This window comes from Micromonospora sp. L31 (genome assembly GCF_052068075.1).
Classification (GTDB): Bacteria; Actinomycetota; Actinomycetes; order Mycobacteriales; family Micromonosporaceae; genus Micromonospora; species Micromonospora purpureochromogenes.
In genome coordinates this window covers 161,046-180,513 of sequence record NZ_JBQHDC010000011.1, presented here as the reverse complement: position 1 = coordinate 180,513, position 19,468 = coordinate 161,046, and the positions used below count along the sequence as shown (strand labels likewise).

Here is a 19,468-nt window from a genome sequence, read left to right as displayed (position 1 = left end):
GTTGCCGTGGTGCAGGCCGACAAGCCGGGTGTGGACAAGGGCAAGCTGATCCCGCACGGTGTGCAGGGCAAGCAGTCGCGCATCGACCTGGACAGCGAGCAGACCGAGAACGTGAAGGCGATCATCGCGGCGACGAAGAAGTCGGGTATGGACGAGCGGGCCGCCGTGGTGGCGATCGCGACCGCGCTGCAGGAGTCGAAGCTGGAGAACCTGGGTCACCTGGGTGAGCGCAACGACCACGACTCGCAGGGCCTGTTCCAGCAGCGCCCGTCCAGCGGTTGGGGCACCGTTGAGCAGATCACCGACCCCGAGTACTCGACGATGGCGTTCCTGAAGGGTCTGAAGCAGGTCGACGGCTGGAAGGACATGCCGCTGACCAAGGCCGCGCAGACCGTGCAGGTCTCGGCCTACCCGGACCACTACGCGCAGTGGGAGAAGCAGGCCGCCGACCTGGTCGCCAAGCACTGGAACAACTGACACGTGAACGACACGCTGGCCGGCACCCCCGAGCGGGGTGCCGGCCAGCGGCGTATCCGCCCGGGGATTGGGGGCGTACCCGGGGTCAGACGCGGAAGCCGGCCGCGCGGGCCGCCTGGCGTTCCCGGCGGCGGTCGGAGCGGCGTCGCAGGAACCAGAAGAGGAAGGCCACCAGCCCCAGCAGGAAGGCCAGCACCAGCACCGGCAGGACGATCGCCACCAGGGACATGACCACGCTGGTCGCGTCCTCGGCGGTGCTGGCCACCGGCGCGCCGAAGCCCGCGGTGGTGGCATTGACGACCGGCCGGGCGGCCGACTTCAGCAGGTGCACGCCGAGCGCGATGACGACGCCGGTCACCACCGGCACCCACTGGTGGGACGAGAAGAAGCTCCCGGGGTCGCTGACCGTCACGGTCTCCGAGCTGGCGCCGGCACCGAAGGCCAGGCCGCCGGCGGTCGGGCGGACGACGGTCTGCACGAGGTCGTTGACGTGGTCGACCACGGGCACCTTGTCGGCGACGACCTCGACGGCGAGCAGCACCGCCAGGATCAGTACGACCCAGCCGTTGCCCAGCCACTGCCAGCCGCTCGGCAGCTCGATCAGGTCGGTGTAACGGGCCAGCAGTCCCATGATGATCAGGGGGATGTAGGCGTTCAGACCGGCCGATGCGGCCAGGCCGGTACCCGTGAGAACTTCGAACACGAAATCAGCATCGCACCGGCGCGCCAGGTCCGCTCGGTGGCGACGGCCGGGTACTCGGCTACCCTCGTCGGGTGCGGCTGGTGATTGCGAAGTGCTCGGTGGACTATGTCGGACGGCTCTCGGCTCACCTGCCGCTGGCCACGCGGCTGCTGATGGTCAAGGCGGACGGCTCCGTGTCGATCCACGCCGACGACCGGGCGTACAAGCCGCTGAACTGGATGAGCCCGCCCTGCCGGCTCGAGGAGGCCCCGGGCGTCTGGCGGGTGGTCAACAAGGCCGGCGAGGAGCTGCGGATCACCCTGGAGGAGATCTTCCAGGACACCTCGTACGAGCTGGGTGTCGACCCGGGCCTGCGCAAGGACGGCGTCGAGGCGCACCTGCAGGAGCTGCTCGCCGCCAATCCGGAGACCCTCGGCGAGGGCTTCACCCTGGTCCGGCGCGAGTACATGACCGCCATCGGCCCGGTCGACCTGCTCTGCCGGGACGCCAACTCCGGCGCGGTGGCCGTCGAGGTGAAGCGGCGCGGCGAGATCGACGGCGTGGAGCAGCTCACCCGCTACCTGGAGCTGATGAACCGCGACCCGCTGCTCGCCCCGGTCTCCGGCGTCTTCGCCGCGCAGGAGATCAAGCCGCAGGCCCGCGTGCTCGCCACCGACCGGGGGATCCGGTGCGTGGTGGTCGACTACGACAAGCTGCGCGGCATCGAGCGCGACGAGCTGACCCTCTTCTGATCCGCCGCCCGCTCAGCGCCGGCCGTACATCACCTTGGCGGCCTTGACCAGGCGCGCCACGTCGGCGGGGGTCCGCTCGAAGGTCATCGAGGGCAGCAGCGACCGGGCCCGCCGTCGGGTGATCGACTTGGCCCGGCCGAACTCGCGCAGCCCGTCCTCGCCGTGGATCCGCCCGAAGCCGGAGTCACCCACGCCGCCGAACGGCAGCGTGGACATGCCGGCGAAGGTGAGCGCCGAGTTGACCGAGGCCATGCCCGAGCGCAGCCGCCGGGCGATCGCCACGGCCCGCTTGCGGCCGAAGACCGAACCCCCCAGGCCGTACGACAGCGCGTTGGCCCGGCGTACGGCCTCGTCGGCGTCGCTCACCCGGCTGATCGTCAGCGTCGGGCCGAAGGTCTCCTCGCGGACGGCGGCCGAGGTCTCGGGGACGTCCACCAGCACCGTCGGGTGCACGTACGGCGGCTGGACCGCGCCCGGCCCGCCGAGCACGGCGCGGCCGCCGGCGGCGACGGCGTCGTCGATGTGCCGCCGGATCACGTCGAGCTGGCTGGGCATGGTGATCGGGCCGATGTCGGCGCCCTCCGCGCCCACGGTCAGCCGGCCGGCGCGGGCGACCACCTTGTCGACGAAGGCGTCGTAGACCGGCTCGACGGCGTAGACCCGCTCGATGCCGATGCAGGTCTGGCCCGCGTTGGTCAGCGCGCCCCAGACGCACGCCTCGGCGGCGGCGTCCAGGTCGGCGTCCGCGTCCACGATCATCGCGTCCTTGCCGCCGGCCTCCAGCAGCACCGGGGTCAGCGACTCGGCGCAGGCGGCCATCACCTTCTTGGCGGTGGCGGTCGAGCCGGTGAAGGCCAGCTTGCCCACGCCCGAGCGGCACAGCGCCGCGCCGACGTCGCCGAGACCGTGCACCGCGGTCAGCACCGGCTGCTCCGGCACCACCTCGGCGAAGGCGTCCACCAGCCACTGCCCCACGGCCGGGGTGTACTCGCTGGGCTTGAGCACGACGGCGTTGCCGGCGGCGAGGGCGTACGCGGTGGAGCCGATCGGGGTGAAGACCGGGTAGTTCCACGGGCCGATCACCCCGACCACCCCGTACGGCTGGTATTCGAGGTGACCGGAGAACTCGGCCAGGATCAGCCGCGAGCGGACCCGACGTGGCCCCAGCACCCGGCGGGCGTTGCGGGCGGCCCAGTCGATGTGCTCGATCGCGGTGAGGATCTCGACGATGGCGTCGGCGACCGGCTTGCCGCCCTCGACGTGGACCAGCTCCGCCAGCTCCTCGATCCGCCGGGCGAGCAGGCCGCGCCAGCGCAGCAGCCGCTCCCGGCGCCCGGTGAAGCCCAGACCGGCCCACCACTCGCCGGCGGCCCGGGCCCGCTCGACCGCGTGGGCGACGTCGTCGGGGGTGGCCACGGGGAAGCGGCCGGCTTCGGCGCCCGTCGCGGGGCTCGTCGAGACCAGCCGATCGCCCTCGATGACCGGGGTGCCGGGGACATGCACAGCCGTCATGGCGGAAGTCTAGACCCGGAGATTACCCACCGGTAGGGGTGACCGGAGGTCCCCGGCACCCCGTCCCGGATCGGCTTGCCGCGCGTCACCCACCGACGGTGGGCGACGTCGACCCGTGCCGCCGCCGCCCGAATCGGTTAGCGGTAGTTGTCCGGCCGGGGTCGCGGAGGTGTCCGCGCGGGGGGTGAGGTGGGCGGGGGGAACTGGCACGCTGACGCGGGGCGACGGTGGGTGGGGAGCTGACTGTCCATGGAGGATCATCCGGAACTGGTGCCGTTGCTGACGGTGGCGGGCGGGGCGATGCGTGGGGCCAGCTTCCGGCTGAGCCCACGGCCGCAGGTGATCGGCCGCGCGCCGACCGCCGACATCGTGGTGACCGACGCGCACCTGAGCCGGCGGCACGCCGAGGTGCGGCTGACCGACGCCGGCGCCGTCCTGGTAGACCTGGGCTCCACCAACGGCACCTGGCTCAACGACCGGCGGATCACCGGCCCGGAGCTGCTCTGCGACGGTGACGTGGTCCGGCTCGGCCGTACCGAACTGCGCTTCTTCGACCCGGGCCTGGCCACCACCGATCCGGTGGGGCTGCGCTTCGCCGGCGGGGGCCCGGTCCGCCGGGACCACCGGCCGACCCTGCCGCTGCCGCTGGCCGCCGCCACCGCGCCGACCGACGCCTGGGCTGCCGGCGGCGAGCCGGTCGGGTCGGCGGCCGGGACCGACGGCGCCACCTGACCTGCCGCCGCGTCGCTGACCTCCGGAGACCGTGCCGCACCCCGGTCGTCGTGCGGGGCGCGGCACATCCGGCCGCGCCGGATCGTGGGCGGCCGGCCCATGGACCGGGGGACGCCGCCGTGGCAGCATGCCGCGGATGGAGATCGAGCAGCGGACCGTGACGGCGAACGGCATCACCCAGCGGGTACGGGTGGCCGGGCCGCCGGACGGCGTGCCGGTGCTGCTGGTGCACGGCAACGGCTCCTCCTCGGCGTTCTGGGAGCCGCTGGTCCGCCGGCTGCCCGCGACGCTCCGGGTCGTCGCGCCCGACCTGCGCGGGTACGGCGACACCGAGACCGCCCCGGTGGACGCGACCCGGGGACTGGCCGACTTCGCCGACGACGTGGCCGCCCTGCTCGACGAGCCGGGTCTCTTCGCCGCCGGCGCGCGTCCGGTGGTGGTCGGGCACTCCCTCGGCGGCGGGGTGGCGATGCGGCTGCTGGTCGACCACCCGGACCGGGTGGCCGCCCTGCTGCTGGAGGCCCCGGTGTCGCCGTACGGCTTCGGTGGCACCCGCGACCTCGACGGCACCCCGACCACGCCGGACTTCGCCGGCACCGGCGCCGGCTCGGTGAACCCGGACTTCGTGGCCAGGCTCGCCGCCGGCGACCGGAGCGCCGACGCTCCGACCAGCCCGCGCAGCGTGCTGCGGACGACCTACGTCGCCGACCCGGCCTCGCTGGGCGAGGACGAGGAGCTGCTGCTGGACGGCCTGCTCTCCACCGCCACCGGCGACGACAACTACCCCGGCACGGCCGGCACCTCGCCACACTGGCCCGGTACCGCGCCCGGGTCGCGGGGCGTGCTCAACGCGCTCGCCCCGGCCCACTTCCGGCTCGCCGACGAGCTGGTCGCCGTCGAGGTCAAGCCGCCCGTCGCCTGGGTGCGCGGCGACGCCGACGTGATCGTCTCGGACACCTCGCTGTTCGACCTGGCGTACCTGGGGTCGCTGGGGATGGTGCCGGGCTGGCCGGGGGAGCAGGCGTGCCCGCCCCAGCCGATGGTCGGGCAGACCCGGGCGGTGCTGGACCGGTACGCCGCGGCCGGCGGCACCTACCGGGAGGTGGTGCTTCCCGGCTGCGGGCACAGCCCGCACGTGGAACGACCGGCCGAGTTCGTGGCCGAGCTGTTGGCGCTGACGGGGGTGCCGGCGACGAACTGACCCGGTGCGTGAAATATCCCACGGCGTCTCGACATCGCAGCGTCGCGTGGCAGACTCCGGCGCATAACCTTAGTCGCCGTTCAAGTCGGCGGGGTGCGGAGCCAGGGGAGGCCGGTCGTGGCGCGCGAGTTCACCAGTGTGGGTGTGGTGGGTCTGGGCACCATGGGTGCCGGCATCGTCGAGGTGTTCGCCCGCAACGGCATCGACGTCGTCGCGGTGGAGATCTCCGCGGCCGCCCTGGAGCGCGGCCGGGTCACCCTCACCGGCTCCACCGACCGGGCCGTCGCCAAGGGCAAGCTCGCCGAGGCCGACCGGGACGCCCTGCTGTCCCGGGTGAACTTCCAGGTCGGGCTGGACGCGCTGCACTCGGTGGACCTGGTGATCGAGGCCGTCCCCGAGCACCTCGACCTGAAGCAGCGGATCTTCGCCGAGCTGGACCGGGTCTGCAAGCCCGAGGCGATCCTGGCCACCAACACCTCGTCGCTGAGCGTCACCGAGATCTCGGTCGCCACCACCCGGCCCAACCAGGTGATCGGCATCCACTTCTTCAACCCCGCCCCGGTGATGAAGCTGGTCGAGGTGGTCCGCACGGTGGTCACCTCCGCCGAGGTGGTCGCCGACGTCGAGGCGCTCTGCGAGCGGCTCGGCAAGGTCGACGTCACCATCAACGACCGAGCCGGCTTCATCGCCAACGCGCTGCTCTTCGGCTACCTCAACCACGCCGTCAGCATGTTCGAGTCGCGGTACGCCACCCGCGAGGACATCGACGCCGCGATGAAGCTCGGCTGCGGCCTGCCGATGGGCCCGCTCGCGCTGATGGACCTGATCGGCCTGGACACCGCGTACGAGATCCTGGACACCATGTACCGGCGGGGCGGTCGCGACCGCCGGCACGCGCCGGTGCCACTGATCAAGCAGATGGTCACCGCGGGTCTGCTCGGCCGCAAGTCCGGCCGGGGTTTCTACACCTACGAGCGGGCGGGCTCCCCGGTGGTCGTACCCGACGAGCAGACGCCCGTGGCGTCGCAGTCGGCACTCGCCGACGGCGCCCGGGGGATCGCCAAGGTCGGCGTGGTCGGCTCCGGGACGATGGCCACCGGCATCATCGAGGTCTTCGCCAAGGCCGGCTACGAGGTCGTCTCGGTCACCCGGGGCGCGGAGAAGTCCGCCAAGGTCTTCGAGTCCGTCAAGACCTCGCTCAACAAGGGCGTGGTGCGCGGCAAGCTGAGCGAGGCCGACCGGGACGCGGCGCTGGGCCGGATCAACTGGTCCGCCACGCTGGAGCACCTGGCCGACGTCGACCTGGTGGTCGAGGCCGTGGTCGAGGAGCTGAGCGTCAAGAAGGCCCTCTTCGCCAGCCTCGACGAGATCTGCAAGCCGGGCGTCGTGCTCGCCACCACCACCTCCTCGCTGCCGGTGATCGACGTGGCGATGGCCACCCAGCGCCCGGCCGACGTGGTGGGGCTGCACTTCTTCAACCCGGCGCCGATCATGCCGCTGATCGAGGTGGTGCAGACCATCCGCACCTCGGCGGAGACCACCACCACCGCGAAGGCGGTCTGCGCGACGCTGGGCAAGACCGGTGTGGTCTGCGGCGACCGCTCTGGGTTCATCGTCAACGCGCTGCTCTTCCCGTACCTGAACGACGCGGTGAAGATGCTGGAGGCCAGCTACTCCACCGCCGACGACATCGACTACGCGATGAAGCTCGGCTGCGGCTACCCGATGGGCCCGTTCGAGCTGCTCGACGTGGTCGGGCTGGACGTGTCGCTGGCCATCCAGCGGGAGCTCTACCTGGAGCTGCGCGAGCCGGGCTTCGCCCCCGCGCCGCTGCTGGAGCACCTGGTCACCGCCGGCTACCTGGGCCGCAAGAGCGGCCGGGGCTTCCGCGACCACACCCGTCGCTGACCGCATCCCCGTGGCCAATGACCTTGGCGAGCCGATCGGCGGGGACTGACCGTAACCTTGGGTACGTGAGCCCCCGTCGCAATCGTCCCCGCCGGGACGACGCCGCCCACCTGGAGCCCGACCGCGTCCGCCAGGGCGTCGCCTCGGTGCAGCAGTGGCGCGACGGCGAGTGGCAGGTACGCGGGATCGGCGGCGGGGCGTCCACCAAAACGTACCGCTGCCCCGGCTGTGACCAGGAGATCCGCCCCGGGGTGGCGCACCTGGTGGCGTGGCCGGCGGACGGGACGGGTGACCTCACCGACCGCCGGCACTGGCACAGCGGCTGCTGGCGGGCCCGGGACCGGCGCGGCCCGGCGATCCAGCGCGGGCGCAGCGCGCCGAAGTACGGCTGAGCGATCTGGATCACCCTGTTTCCGCCCGGGCGGGCGGCGGCGGTGAAGTCGCGCCAGACTTGAGCGGTGAGCACACCGATCCGCGCGTCGTCGATCCTGCCCGGCCACCGGGAGGACATCGAGCTGCACACCGCCGACGGCCTGCGCCTGGTCGGTGAGCTGGCCCGACCGGTCGACCGGGAGCCGGTGGCCACCCTGGTCTGCCTGCACCCGCTGCCCACCCACGGCGGGATGATGGACAGCCACGTCTTCCGCAAGGCGGCCTGGCGGCTGCCGGCCCTGGCCGACCTGGCCGTGCTCCGGTTCAACACCCGGGGCACCAGCAGCGTCCGCGGCACCAGCGAGGGCGCCTTCGACGCCGCGGTGGGGGAGCGGTTCGACGTCGCCGCCGCGATCGAGTACGCCGAGTTCCACGAACTGCCGAACATCTGGCTGGTGGGCTGGTCGTTCGGCACCGACCTGGCCCTGAAGCACGGCTGCGACCCGGCGGTGGCCGGCGCCATCCTGCTCTCCCCGCCGCTGCGCTTCTCCGAGCCGGCGGATCTCGCGGCCTGGGCCGAGGCGGGCACCCCGCTCACCGCGCTGGTGCCCGAGTTCGACGACTACCTGCGGCCGGACGAGGCGCGGGAGCGCTTCGCGGCGGTGCCGCAGGCCGAGGTGGTCGGGGTGCCCGGCGCGAAGCACCTCTGGGTGGGCGACGCCGAGACGGTGCTGGACGAGATCGTCCGGCGGGTCAACCCGGCCGTGCCGCTGCCGCTGCCCACCACCTGGGACGGCCCGATGGAGACCGGCGACGTCAGCGCGTACGCCGACCGTACGGTGGCCTCCTTCGCCGATACGCCCGTCCCGGGACCGGCGCGGGACTGAGGGTCAGCGGGCCTCCTGCCGGGGCAGCACCACCTCGCGCAGGATGAGCTGGAGCGCCGCCACCGTCGGGATGGCGATCAGGGCGCCGACCACGCCGATCAGCGCCACCCCGAGCAGCGCGGCGAGCAGGGCGGCCACCTCGTTGACCTCCACCGACCGCCGCATCACCTTCGGGTAGATCAGGTAGTTCTCCACCTGCTGGTAGACCAGGAAGAAGGCCACGCAGGCGATCCCGGTCGGCAGCCCGGTGGCGAACCCGACCAGGGCGACGATCACCGCGCCGAGGGTGGCGCCGATCTGCGGGATCAGGTCGGTCACGGCGACGACCACGGCCAGCGCGAAGGGGTACGGCAGCCCGACGACCAGCGCGAAGACGAACGTGCTCACGCCGGCCAGCACGGCGATGCTCAGCGCGCCCACCATGTACGCCCCGACCTTGGTCAGGATCGCGTCGCCGATCAGGCTGACCCGCTGCCGCCGCGAGCGGGGGACCAGCCCGTACGCCAGGGCGCGCAGCTTGTCGAAGTAGGCCAGGAAGTAGATGGTCAGCACCAGCACGGTGAGCGCCCGGAGCAGGGTGCCGAAGATGAGCTGGGCGCCGCCGAGCACACCGCCGAGTGCCCGGCCCACGGTGTCGGCGTTCGCCGCCGACTGCACGCGCTCCATCACGTCGTACCGTTCCACCAGTTCGTTGGCCGTGGGGTTGCGCCGCAACTCCTCGACGTAGCTGGGGATCTGGTCGACGAACTCCCCGGTCTGCGTCACCACCGGCGGCACGAGCGCCACCAGGCCGCCGGCGATCAGCAGTAGCAGGGTGAGCACCACCGTCGTCACCGCGAGACCGTGCGGCACTCCCCAGGAGCGCAACCGGACCACCGCCGGGTTGAGCCCGACCGCCAGGAAGAGCGCGATGACCACCAGGACGAGGATGCCGCCGGCGTTGCGAACGCCCAGATAGAGCGTGTACGCCAGCAGCACGCCGAGCGCACCGGTGAAGCCGACCAGGAAGCTGCTCCGCCGCAGCGGCCGCCCCGGCTGGCCGTAGCGCCCGGAGGGGGTCGCCACCGGAGCGGCCGGCTCGAACTCCGTCGGGTCGGCGTCGGTCGACGTGGCCGCGTGCGCGCCGGCCGCGGGCCGTTCCCCGGTGGGCTCGAAGTCCGTCGGGTCCCCGTCGGTCGACGGGTGCTCTCCGTCGCGCTGGGTGCGTCGCCCGCCGGGCGTGGTGGGTCGGGTGCCGGCGTCGTCCCGAAATTCGCCCTCCACCGGTTCGTCCTGTCCCACTCGACCTCCCCGGATCGTGCCCCGGCGGTACGCCGGACCCTGTCGGACCGTCCGGCCCGAGCCCCGGGCCGGCCCCCTGCCCGGAGGGTAGTGGCCGGCAGGTGCCCGAGCCAGCCCCGCCCGCATTGTCCGGCCGCCCGCCAGGCCTGTCGGACCAGCCACGCTCCGCCGACCGGGCCTCGGCTGGACAACCTTCCGCCCGGGCGGTCCGTCCCGGCCGGCTGCGTTGCCGACCGCGGTCCGTCATTTCACCTGGAGAGTCGCACCGCGCCGGGCACCGCGACGGTCCCGTCGCCTCCTTTGCTCTGCTGCCCAACCGGCAACACTGGGAGCACTCCGCTGTTGCCTGGACAGCAGCAGAGCAAAGCGTGTGGCGGAGGGGTGTCGTCGGGGCCGGGTCGCCAGGATGCTGGCGGGGTCGGGACCCCAGCGGGGTGGGACCGTCGTGGGCCGCGACCGTGGCGGGCTGGGACGGCTGTGGATCGGGACGTCGTGAGCCGCGACGGTGGCGGGCTGGGACGCTCGTGGGTCGGGACCATCGTGGGTGGCGATTGTGGCGGGGCTGGGACGGTCGCGGGTCGGGACCATCGTGGGTGGCGATTGTGGCGGGGCTGGGACGGCCGTGGATCGGGACGATCGTGGGCCGGGTCGAGGCGGTTCAGGACCCGGGACAGGCTCAGGACCTCGGCGGCGCAGGGCGATCCGGTCCGGCCTGATGGCGAGGCGGACGGCCGGATACCGCACGGGTCAGGGCGAGTCCTGGCCCAGCTCAGCCGGGCGGCCGTTCCGGCACTCGCGGCGCCGGAACGGCCCCGGTCACTCCGACTCGGCGGTGACCTTGCTCGGCTTGGCGCCGCGCTCGTCGGTGGTCGGCTTGGTCGGCCGCTTGCCGTTCTCGCCGGTGCTGGTGATCTTGGTCGGGGTGGCCTCGCGGCCGCCCGTACCGGGCACCGCGGCCACCGTCGGCTCCCCGTCGACACCGGCGCTGGCCGTGCCACCGTCCACGGTGGTCACCGGCTCGGCCACCGGGCGCGCCTTGGGCTTCGCCCCGTCCGTGCCGGCGACCGGCTCGGCCTTCGGCCTGGCCCCGTCGGTGGCCGGCGCGGTCTTCGCGCCGTCGCCGGTGACTCGCGCGCCGTCGGCGATGGCCTTCACGGCGTCGGCCTTGGGCTTCGCGCCGTCGCCGGTGGGCTTCGCGCCGTCGGTGCTCGGAGTGACGCCGGCGAGCGCCGGAGCGGCACCGTCCGTCGTCGGTACGGCCGCCGTCCCGGTGACCTTCCGAAGCTGGAGTTCGGTGATCTGCCGCTGGAGCTCGTCGGACTCCTGCCGCGCCTGCCAGGTCTCCTGACGCAGGTCGGCGAGCTGCTGCTGGGCCCGCGCGATCTCCAACATCACCTCGGCGAGCTGCTGCCGGCCCGCCGCCGCCTCCTGCTGCGTCGCGGCCAGGTGCTGCTGGGTGGTGGCCAGGTGCTGCTGGGTGGTCGCGGCGTACTCCTCGAACTGCCGGCGGGACGCCGCGACGTGCTCGTCGGCCTTGCGGCGCTTGTCGGCCGACTCGGTCTCGGCCCGCTGGAGCAGGGTGGTGGCCTCCTCCTCGGCCCGGCGGCGCATGGTGAGCGCGTCGACCTCGGCGGACCGACGGACCTCGGCGGCGCCCTGCTCGATCTCGTCGCGGCGCGCCGTCCACTCCCGCTCCAGCTGGTCGTGGCGGGTCTTGTGCTGCTTCTCCAGCTCGTCGCGGCGCTTGGCGTACTCCTGCTCGATGGCGGCGCGACGCTGCGCCAGCTCCCGGTCGGCGGCCTCCCGCTGGCCGTTGACCTCCTTCTCCACGCCCGCTCGCCAGGCGCCCAGCTCCTGCTGCGTCTGAGCGCGGGCGTGCTGCACGTACGCCTCGGTCTCGCTGCGCATCCGCTGCACGTACGCCTCGGTCTCGGCGCGGCTGCGCTTGGCCGTCTCCGCGGCCTCCGTGGTCAGCCGGTGCGCCTCCTGCCGGGCCCGGCCCCGGGTGCCCTTCGCGGCCTCCTCGGCGTCGTCGGTGATCCGCTTCGCCTCCTGGAGGGCCTTGGCGTGGGTGGCCCGCCCGGCCTCGGCCGCCGACTCGGTGAGCCGCTTGGCCTCCTGCTGGGCCTTGGCGTGCACCTCCTTGGCCGCCTCGCGCAGCTCGGTGGCCTCCTGCTGCGCCTTCGCCAGCGCCTCTTTGGCCGTCTCGCGCAGCTTGGTGGCCTCCTGCTGGGCCCGGCTGTGGATCTCCTTGGCCGTGTCGCGGAGCTGGGTGGCCTCCTGCTGCGCCTTCGTCAGCGCCTCCTGGGCGGCGGCGCGCAGCCGGGTCGACTCGTCCTGGGCGGTGGCGCGCAGCCGATTCGACTCGTCCTGGGCCGTGGCCCGCAGCCGGGCCGCGTCCTCCTTGGCGCTCTTGAGCGCGGCCGACGCCTCGGCCTTGCGGGCGGCGGTGTGCCGCTCCTCCTCGGCGCGCCGCGCCGCCAACGCGATCTCGAAGTCCTTGAGTGCCTGGGCGGCCTGCTCGCGGGCCTCGTCGATGATGTGCTCGGCGGCGGCGCGACGGGCCTCGATCTCATCGTTGGCGGCGCTCAGGATGGCGTCCGCCTGCTCCTCGGCGAGGGCGAGGATCTGTTCGACCCGGGGCCCCAGGTGCTTGAACGAGGCGCGGTCCACCACGCCGATCTGCTTGCGCACCTGGGCCAGGTCCCGCTGGAGATGCTCGACCTGCCCGGCCAGCTTGTGGATCTGGGTGTACGCCTGTTCCCGCTCGGCCGTCAGTGTCGCGATCTCGTGCTCCGCACGAGCGACGTACCGGTCGACCTGTCGTTTCTCGTACCCCCGCAGGGCGGACTCGAAGCTGGGCTCCGTGGTCACGTCCCCGCCGAGATCGAACAGTTCCTCGCCGTGCGACATACCCCCATCCTCACACGCATCCGGTCCTGCTGGGGCGATACGGACGCCCCTGTTGCGACCTACTTCATCACGGTCGGACCGGCCGTATCAGGGGTTGGGAAACGCATACGGCGCGGGGTGCCACCGGTCACCCGGTGTCACCCCGCGCCGTGAACTCATGCCCCGACGGTGCGGTGGGTCAGCTGGCCGTCTCCGCGGTCGCCCGCTGCTCGGTGCCGGCGGCCTTGGCGGCCTCCGGCTTCGCCGGCGCGGCGGCCGGCTGCTGCGCCGGCACACCCGGCACGATGCCGGCCAGGCCGGAGAGCATCTGGCCGAGCTGGGAGGTGACGGCGTCCTTCTGGCGGGTGAGGTCCTCGACCTCGCGGCGGGCCGCCTGGGTGGTCAGCTCCGCCTCGGTGCGCGCCTCGGTGAGCAGCCGGTTCGCCTCGGCCTTGGCCTCGTTGAGGGTCTTCTCGGCCAGCGCCTTGGCCTTGTCGACGGTCTCGTTGGCGGTGCGCTCCGACTCGACCCGGCGGGCCTCGGCGCGCTGCTCGATCTCCTTGGCGCGCTCCTGGGCGGCGCGGGCCCGCTGCTCGGCCTCGCCGACCAGCTTCTGGGTCTGCGCGACCTGCGCGGCGTGCCGCTCGGACTCCTCGCGCTCGGCCTTCTCGCGGCGCTCGGCGAGCTGCAGCTCCAGGGCCTGGAGGTCCTTGTCCCGCTTGTCGCGGGCGTCGGTGAGCAGCTTGGTCGCCTCGGCCCGCTTCTCCTCGGCCTCGCGCGCGGCCTTGGCCCGCTGCTGGGTGATCTCCCGCTCGGCGGTGGCGCGCAGGGTGGCGACCTCCCGCTCGACCGTGGACTTCAGCTCGGCCACCTCGTGCGCGGTGACCGTACGCAGCTGCTTGGTCTCCCGGTCGGCGTCGGCGCGCAGGGTGTCGGCCTCGCGGCGGGCCTGCACGCGGACCTCGGCGGCCTCGCGCTCGGCGGTGGTGCGGACGTTGCCGGCCTCCCGCTCGGCGGTGGCCTTCATCGCCGCCGCCTCGGCGCGCGCCTTGTCGGTGATCTCCCGGGCCTCCAAGCGGGCCGCGGAGAGGATGCCCTCCGACTCGCGCTTGGCCTCGTTGCGGTGGTCGTTGGCCTGCTCCTCGGCCAGCCGCAGGATCTGCTCGACGCGAGTGCCCAGGCCGGAGAGGGTCGGCCGGCTGTTCTCCTCGAGCTGCTTGCTGGTGTCGGTGAGCTTCTGCTCAAGCGCGCTCTGGCGCTGCTCGGCCTGGCGGAGCCGACGCTGGGCGTCGTTCATCCGCTGCTCGGCCTCGGCGCGGGCCTGCTCGGACTGGGTCAGCGCGGCGGTCATCCGGCCGATGAAGTCATCGACCTGGTGGGTGTTGTATCCGCGCAGGCCGACGGTGAAATCTGGCTGCGAGTTCGCGTTATCGAAGAACGCGAGAGGGGAGGACTGCTGCTGGGGCATTGGGACATACTTGCAGACCCCCCGGGGTCGTTCGCAAGAGCGGTCCCGACCTTTCGTGTCCTCATTACATGGTCAACTACTGCGCTCGTCGACACCGGACCAATCGGCGATCTTGGCAGGTCCCGGGCGGGCCGAGGTCACGCCGAGTGAGCGGGAAAAGGGCCGCGGGGGATGCCCGCGGCCCTTTGTCCGTTGTCACTCGAATGGGGTGCGCCGCCCATGTGGAAAGGCAATGGCCGCCTCACCGCAATGGGCATGCCGGCATCACCCGGACGGCTCAGTGGCCGCGGAACCGGTTGATCGCGTCCTCGTGCCGGGAGCGCAGCGCGGTGTCCCGGACGCCCAGCCCGTCGGTGGGGGCGAGGCAGCGCACGCCGACCTTGCCCTGGTGGGCGTTGCGGTGCACCTCGTACGCCGCCTGGCCGGTCTGCTCCAGCGGGTAGGTCCGCGACACCGTCGGGTGGATCAGGCCCAGCGACACCAACCGGTTGGCCTCCCACGCCTCGCGGTAGTTGGCGAAGTGGCTGCCGACGATCCGCTTGAGGTGCATCCACAGGTAGCGGTTGTCGTACTGGTGCAGGTAGCCGCTGGTGGAGGCGCAGGTGACGATGGTGCCGCCCTTCTTGGCGACGTAGACGCTCGCGCCGAAGGTCTCCCGGCCGGGGTGCTCGAAGACGATGTCCGGGTCCTCGCCGCCGGTCAGCTCGCGGATCCGCTCGCCGAAGCGGCGCCACTCGTCCTGGTCCTGGGTCTGCTCGTCCTTCCAGAACCGGAAGCCCTCGGCGGTGCGGTCGATCACCAGCTCGGCGCCCATCTTCCGGCACAGCTCGGCCTTCTCCGGCGAGGAGACCACGCAGACCGGGATCGCGCCGCCGTTGAGCGCCATCTGGGTGGCGTAGCCGCCCAGGCCGCCGGAGGCGCCCCAGATCAACACCACGTCGCCCTGCTTCATGTTGGCGCCGTGGTGCGAGACCAACTGCCGGTACGCGGTCGAGTTGACCAGCCCGGGGCTGGCCGCCTCCTCCCAGCTCAGGTGGCGCGGCTTGGGCATCAGCTGGTTGGCCTTGACCACGCACAGCTCGGCCAGGCCGCCGAAGTTGGTCTCGAAGCCCCAGATCCGCTGCTGCGGGTCGAGCATGGTGTCGTCGTGGCCGGCCGCGTCCTCCAGCTCCACCGAGAGGCAGTGCGCGACGACCTCGTCGCCGGCCTTCCACTTGGTCACGCCGGGACCGGTGCGCAGCACCACGCCCGCCGCGTCCGAACCCACCACGTGGTACGGCAGGTCGTGCCGGCGGGTCAGCTCGGAGAGCCGGCCGTAGCGCTGGAGGAACTTGAAGGTCGGCAGCGGCTCGAAGATGCTGGTCCAGACCGTGTTGTAGTTGATGGCGCTGGCCATCACCGCGACCAGGGCCTCGCCCGGGCCGAGCTCCGGGGTGGGCACCTCCTGCAGGTGCAGGGCCTTGCGCGGGTCCTTGTCGCGGGTGGCCATCCCGTCGAACATCCGGGTGTCCTCGGCCCGGACGACCACGCCGCGGTAGGTCTCCGGTACCGGCAGTCCGGCGAGACCGGCGAGTTCGCGCTCCGGTCGGTCGGAGCCTTCCGCCGCCATGATCGCTTCGAGGATGTCCTGCACGGTGACCTCCCGTTCGTCCGCACCCACGCCGGGGGGCAGGGGTGCTGCCATCGTCGGCGCCGGTGCGACCGACCGCCATGTCGGCAATCGACACATCCGGCACCGGTCGCGCTCCTTGTTGGGCCGGGACGTTACTGAACGGTAGCTAGGGCCGGAAGTCCTGTGTGAAAAACTGCATTGGCCGGTGCGTGGAGGTGTCCGCGCCGCACCCGTACCGCGCACCCCCGCGCTCCGCCCCGTTCCCTGGGTGGGCCGGCGAGGTCCGCCGGCCCCGGATGCGGCGTGTCGCGGTGTCCGACGGCGGGGACACCGCGACACGCCGCAAACGGCAGTGCGGAACAGGCGAGGCGGGCGGTCAGTGGGCGTCGGCGGCCGGCTCGACCAGCTCGACCAGGACGCCGCCGGCGTCCTTCGGGTGCACGAAGTTGATCCGGGAGTCGGCGGTGCCCCGCTTCGGCTTCTCGTAGAGCAGCCGTACGCCCCGCTCGCGCAGCGCGGCGCAGGCGGCGTCGATGTCGGCCACCGTGTACGCCACCTGCTGCACGCCCGGCCCGTTGCGGTCCAGGAACTTCGCGATGGTCGACTCCGGGGTCAGCGGGGCGAGCAGTTGCACGCAGCCGCCCTCGGTGGTCGGGCCGACGGCCAGCATCGCCTCGCGTACGCCCTGCTCGGTGTTGGTCTCGACGTGCACGCACCGCATGCCGAAGGTGCGCTGGTAGAAGTCGATCGCGGCGTCGAGGTCGGCGACCGCGACCCCGACGTGGTCGATGCGGCGCAGGCCGATGTCTGTGACATAGTCGGCAGCGGGCTCGACGGGGGAGTTCTCAGCCATGGCGCTAGTCTGACCGAACAATCGTTAAGGCGTACAGGTCGGCACCCCCTCGGAGGCAGGCAATGGCTTCGGTGATCATCAGCGGCGCGCGGACCCCCATGGGGCGCCTGCTGGGCAACCTCAAGGATCTCCCGGCGACGAAGCTCGGCGGCGTCGCGATCAAGGCGGCGTTGGAGCGCGCCGGCGTCGCTCCGGACCAGGTGCAGTACGTGATCATGGGGCAGGTGCTCCAGGCCGGCGCCGGGCAGATCCCGGCCCGGCAGGCGGCGGTCGAGGCCGGCATCCCGATGTCCGTGCCGGCGCTGACCATCAACAAGGTCTGCCTCTCCGGCCTGGACGCGATCGCCCTGGCCGACCAGCTCATCCGGGCCGGTGAGTTCGACATCGTGGTGGCCGGCGGCATGGAGTCGATGACCAACGCCCCGCACCTGCTGCTCGGCCAGCGCTCCGGCTACAAGTACGGCGACGTCATGATCAAGGACCACATGGCGCTCGACGGGCTGACCGACGCCTGGGACTGCTGCGCGATGGGCGAGTCCACCGAGAAGCACGGCGTGCGGCACGGCATCACCCGCGAGGAGCAGGACGCGTTCGCCGCGACCAGCCACCAGCGGGCCGCCGCCGCGCAGAAGAACGGCCACTTCGCCGACGAGATCGCCCCGGTGGTCATCCCGCAGCGCAAGGGCGAGCCGCTGGTGATCAGCGAGGACGAGGGCATCCGCCCCGACACCACGGCCGAGTCGCTGGCGAAGCTGCGCCCGGCGTTCACCAAGGACGGCACCATCACCGCCGGCAGCTCCTCGCCGATCTCCGACGGCGCCGCCGCCGTGGTCGTGATGAGCAAGGCCAAGGCCAAGGAGCTGGGGCTGACCTGGCTGGCCGAGATCGGCGCGCACGGCAACGTGGCGGGGCCGGACAACTCGCTGCACTCGCAGCCGTCCAACGCCATCCAGCACGCCCTCAAGAAGGGCGGGCTGAGCGTCGCCGACCTGGACCTGATCGAGATCAACGAGGCGTTCGCCCAGGTCGGCATCCAGTCGGCCCGCGACCTCGGGGTCAGCCCGGACAAGGTCAACGTCAACGGCGGCGCGATCGCGCTGGGCCACCCGATCGGCATGTCCGGCGCCCGGCTGGTGCTCACCCTCGCGCTGGAGCTCAAGCGCCGGGGTGGCGGCACCGGCGCGGCCGCGCTCTGCGGCGGCGGCGGTCAGGGTGACGCACTGATCATCCACGTGCCGGCTGGGGCCGAGAGCCAGCAGTGAGCGCGCGGAGCGAGTCGGTGCTGCGAGCTTCGCAGCCGTGAACAAAGGGACCACAGTGAGCGACGCCGTCGATCACGTCCCGGCGACGGCCACCGGGCCGGTGCGCCGCAGCCGGGACGTACCGATGCTGGTGGAGCGGGCCCGCGCGGGTGACCCCCGCGCGGTGGCCCGGCTGATCACCCTGGTCGAGTCCGGTGACGAGGTGCTGCCGCAGGTGGCGGCGGCCCTCGCGCCGTACGCCGGTCAGGCCCAGGTGGTGGGCCTGACCGGCTCGCCGGGGGTGGGCAAGTCGACCACCACCAACGAGCTGGTGCGGGCGCTGCGGGCGCGCGGTCACCGGGTCGGTGTGCTGGCGATCGACCCGTCCAGCCCGTTCACCGGCGGCGCGATCCTGGGCGACCGGGTCCGGATGCAGGACCACGCCACCGACCCGGGGGTCTACATCCGCTCGATGTCCAGCCGGGGCCACCTCGGCGGGCTGTCCGCGGCCACCCCGCAGGCGGTGCGGGTGCTGGAGGGCGCCGGCTGTGACGTGGTGCTGGTGGAGACCGTCGGGGTCGGCCAGGCCGAGGTCGAGGTGGCCTCGCTCGCGGACACCACCCTGGTCCTGCTGGCCCCCGGCATGGGCGACGCGATCCAGGCGGTCAAGGCCGGCATCCTGGAGATCGCCGACGTCTTCGTGGTCAACAAGGCCGACCGGGACGGCGCCGACGCGACGGTCCGCGACATCCAGGGCATGATCGCTCTCGGTGAACGCGGGCCCGGCGAGTGGCGTCCGCAGGTGGTCCGCGCGATCGCCGCACGGGCCGAGGGAATCGACGACATCGCCGCCGCCATCGACAAGCACCGCGGCTGGCTGGAGCAGCACGACGAGCTGCGCCGCCGCCGGGAGACGCGGGCCGCCGCCGAGATCGAGGCGATCGCGCTCGGCGCGCTCCGCGCCCGGATCGGTTCACTGCGCGACGGTACGGAGCTGTCGACGCTCGCCGCCAAGGTGGCCGAGGGCGCGCTCGACCCGTACGCCGCAGCGGACGAGCTGCTGGCCCAGCTCGGGTCCTGACCGGTCCACTGCGGACCTGCCCGCCTAGTACGCTCGCACCGCTCCACGGCGAGCGTGGGGCTGGACGAGTGGGCGGGTAAACCATGGCTGACGAGGCGACGCAGGAGCTGTCGGTGACTCCGGACGCGGTGGCGGGCGGGACGACGCACGTCTCCGACGAGGTGGTGGAGAAGATCGCGGTGGCCGCCGCCCGGTCCGTGCCCGGGGTGGCCGAGCTCGGTGGCGACGTCGCCCGGTTCTTCAACGCCGTGCTCGACCGGGTCGGCCTGGACCAGGTCGGCGACGCGCGGCGGGGCTGCTCGGCGCACGTGACCGACGGCGGGGCGGTGGTCAACCTGGTGCTGGTGATCTCCGCCGGGCACCCGGTGCCGCAGGTGACCGACGCGGTACGGGCGGCGGTGACGGCGGCGGTCGAGGCGTACGGCCTGCGCGCCGACGAGATCAACATCCGGGTGGACGACGTCGCGCTCGACGCCCCGGCCGGATAAGGTTACCGACCGGTACGAACTTCCTTAGC

At 72.8% G+C, this 19,468-nt stretch carries 17 protein-coding genes; 10 read left to right on the top strand and 7 right to left on the bottom strand.

The annotated features are described in order from the left end of the window. Positions 1–477 (top strand): hypothetical protein (locus ACTMS9_RS25865; protein ID WP_441166219.1); only part of this gene is annotated, 477 nt, incomplete at its 5' end. An 85-nt stretch (positions 478–562) separates the two neighbouring features. Here ACTMS9_RS25865 and ACTMS9_RS25860 read toward each other — a convergent pair. After that, on the bottom strand, positions 563–1,180 hold the full coding sequence (locus ACTMS9_RS25860) for a DUF4126 domain-containing protein (protein ID WP_179805899.1): 618 nt from the start codon (positions 1,178–1,180) through the stop codon (positions 563–565). A 71-nt stretch (positions 1,181–1,251) separates the two neighbouring features. Between ACTMS9_RS25860 and nucS the strand changes: the two genes are divergently transcribed. After that, positions 1,252–1,911: an endonuclease NucS gene (nucS, locus tag ACTMS9_RS25855; protein WP_088964445.1), complete on the top strand. Its 660-nt coding sequence runs from the start codon at positions 1,252–1,254 to the stop codon at positions 1,909–1,911. A 12-nt stretch (positions 1,912–1,923) separates the two neighbouring features. Here nucS and ACTMS9_RS25850 read toward each other — a convergent pair whose 3' ends face one another. Beyond that, complete coding sequence (locus ACTMS9_RS25850; RefSeq protein WP_441142889.1) at positions 1,924–3,423, bottom strand: aldehyde dehydrogenase family protein; 1,500 nt, start codon at positions 3,421–3,423, stop codon at positions 1,924–1,926. Positions 3,424–3,672: 249 nt separating this feature from the next. Between ACTMS9_RS25850 and ACTMS9_RS25845 the strand changes: the two genes are divergently transcribed. The 5 genes from ACTMS9_RS25845 to ACTMS9_RS25825 all read left to right on the top strand — a co-directional run bounded on the left by ACTMS9_RS25845 (position 3,673) and on the right by ACTMS9_RS25825 (position 8,523). Beyond that, a complete protein-coding gene (locus tag ACTMS9_RS25845) occupies positions 3,673–4,155 on the top strand; it encodes an FHA domain-containing protein (RefSeq protein WP_441142888.1) in 483 nt (160 codons plus the stop codon). Positions 4,156–4,291: 136 nt separating this feature from the next. Beyond that, positions 4,292–5,356: an alpha/beta hydrolase gene (locus tag ACTMS9_RS25840; RefSeq protein ID WP_441166218.1), complete on the top strand. Its 1,065-nt coding sequence runs from the start codon at positions 4,292–4,294 to the stop codon at positions 5,354–5,356. A 117-nt stretch (positions 5,357–5,473) separates the two neighbouring features. Further along, positions 5,474–7,264 (top strand): 3-hydroxyacyl-CoA dehydrogenase family protein, encoded by a 1,791-nt coding sequence (locus ACTMS9_RS25835; protein WP_441166217.1) that lies wholly within the window; start codon positions 5,474–5,476, stop codon positions 7,262–7,264. 65 nt (positions 7,265–7,329) lie between these two features. Beyond that, positions 7,330–7,656: a hypothetical protein gene (locus ACTMS9_RS25830; protein WP_441142883.1), complete on the top strand. Its 327-nt coding sequence runs from the start codon at positions 7,330–7,332 to the stop codon at positions 7,654–7,656. 66 nt (positions 7,657–7,722) lie between these two features. Next, entirely contained in the window at positions 7,723–8,523 is an 801-nt protein-coding gene (locus tag ACTMS9_RS25825; protein WP_154942302.1) for an alpha/beta hydrolase, read from the top strand. 3 nt (positions 8,524–8,526) lie between these two features. Here the strand turns inward: ACTMS9_RS25825 and ACTMS9_RS25820 are convergent, their stop codons facing one another. From ACTMS9_RS25820 to mce, 5 genes are all read right to left on the bottom strand, one after another. Beyond that, on the bottom strand, positions 8,527–9,588 hold the full coding sequence (locus ACTMS9_RS25820) for an AI-2E family transporter (protein WP_441143982.1): 1,062 nt from the start codon (positions 9,586–9,588) through the stop codon (positions 8,527–8,529). A 1,032-nt stretch (positions 9,589–10,620) separates the two neighbouring features. After that, positions 10,621–12,717, bottom strand: coding sequence for a hypothetical protein (locus ACTMS9_RS25815; RefSeq protein ID WP_441166216.1), 2,097 nt, complete (start codon positions 12,715–12,717; stop codon positions 10,621–10,623). 178 nt (positions 12,718–12,895) lie between these two features. Further along, positions 12,896–14,164 (bottom strand): cell division protein DivIVA, encoded by a 1,269-nt coding sequence (locus tag ACTMS9_RS25810; protein ID WP_357611590.1) that lies wholly within the window; start codon positions 14,162–14,164, stop codon positions 12,896–12,898. A 277-nt stretch (positions 14,165–14,441) separates the two neighbouring features. Further along, the gene (ccrA, locus tag ACTMS9_RS25805; protein ID WP_280836239.1) at positions 14,442–15,797 is read right to left on the bottom strand and encodes a crotonyl-CoA carboxylase/reductase; all 1,356 of its coding nucleotides are present in this window, start codon (positions 15,795–15,797) and stop codon (positions 14,442–14,444) included. A 355-nt stretch (positions 15,798–16,152) separates the two neighbouring features. Then, on the bottom strand, positions 16,153–16,629 hold the full coding sequence (gene mce, locus ACTMS9_RS25800; protein WP_154942305.1) for a methylmalonyl-CoA epimerase: 477 nt from the start codon (positions 16,627–16,629) through the stop codon (positions 16,153–16,155). Between the two features lie 62 nt (positions 16,630–16,691). Between mce and ACTMS9_RS25795 the strand changes: the two genes are divergently transcribed. From ACTMS9_RS25795 to ACTMS9_RS25785, 3 genes are all read left to right on the top strand, one after another. Continuing rightward, positions 16,692–17,891 (top strand): acetyl-CoA C-acetyltransferase, encoded by a 1,200-nt coding sequence (locus ACTMS9_RS25795; protein WP_441166215.1) that lies wholly within the window; start codon positions 16,692–16,694, stop codon positions 17,889–17,891. Between the two features lie 55 nt (positions 17,892–17,946). Further along, on the top strand, positions 17,947–18,951 hold the full coding sequence (gene meaB, locus ACTMS9_RS25790; protein ID WP_210776220.1) for a methylmalonyl Co-A mutase-associated GTPase MeaB: 1,005 nt from the start codon (positions 17,947–17,949) through the stop codon (positions 18,949–18,951). Between the two features lie 83 nt (positions 18,952–19,034). Next, positions 19,035–19,439, top strand: a complete 405-nt coding sequence (locus ACTMS9_RS25785) for an Asp23/Gls24 family envelope stress response protein (RefSeq protein ID WP_210776221.1) — start codon at positions 19,035–19,037, stop codon at positions 19,437–19,439. The last annotated feature ends 29 nt before the right edge of the window (positions 19,440–19,468 follow it).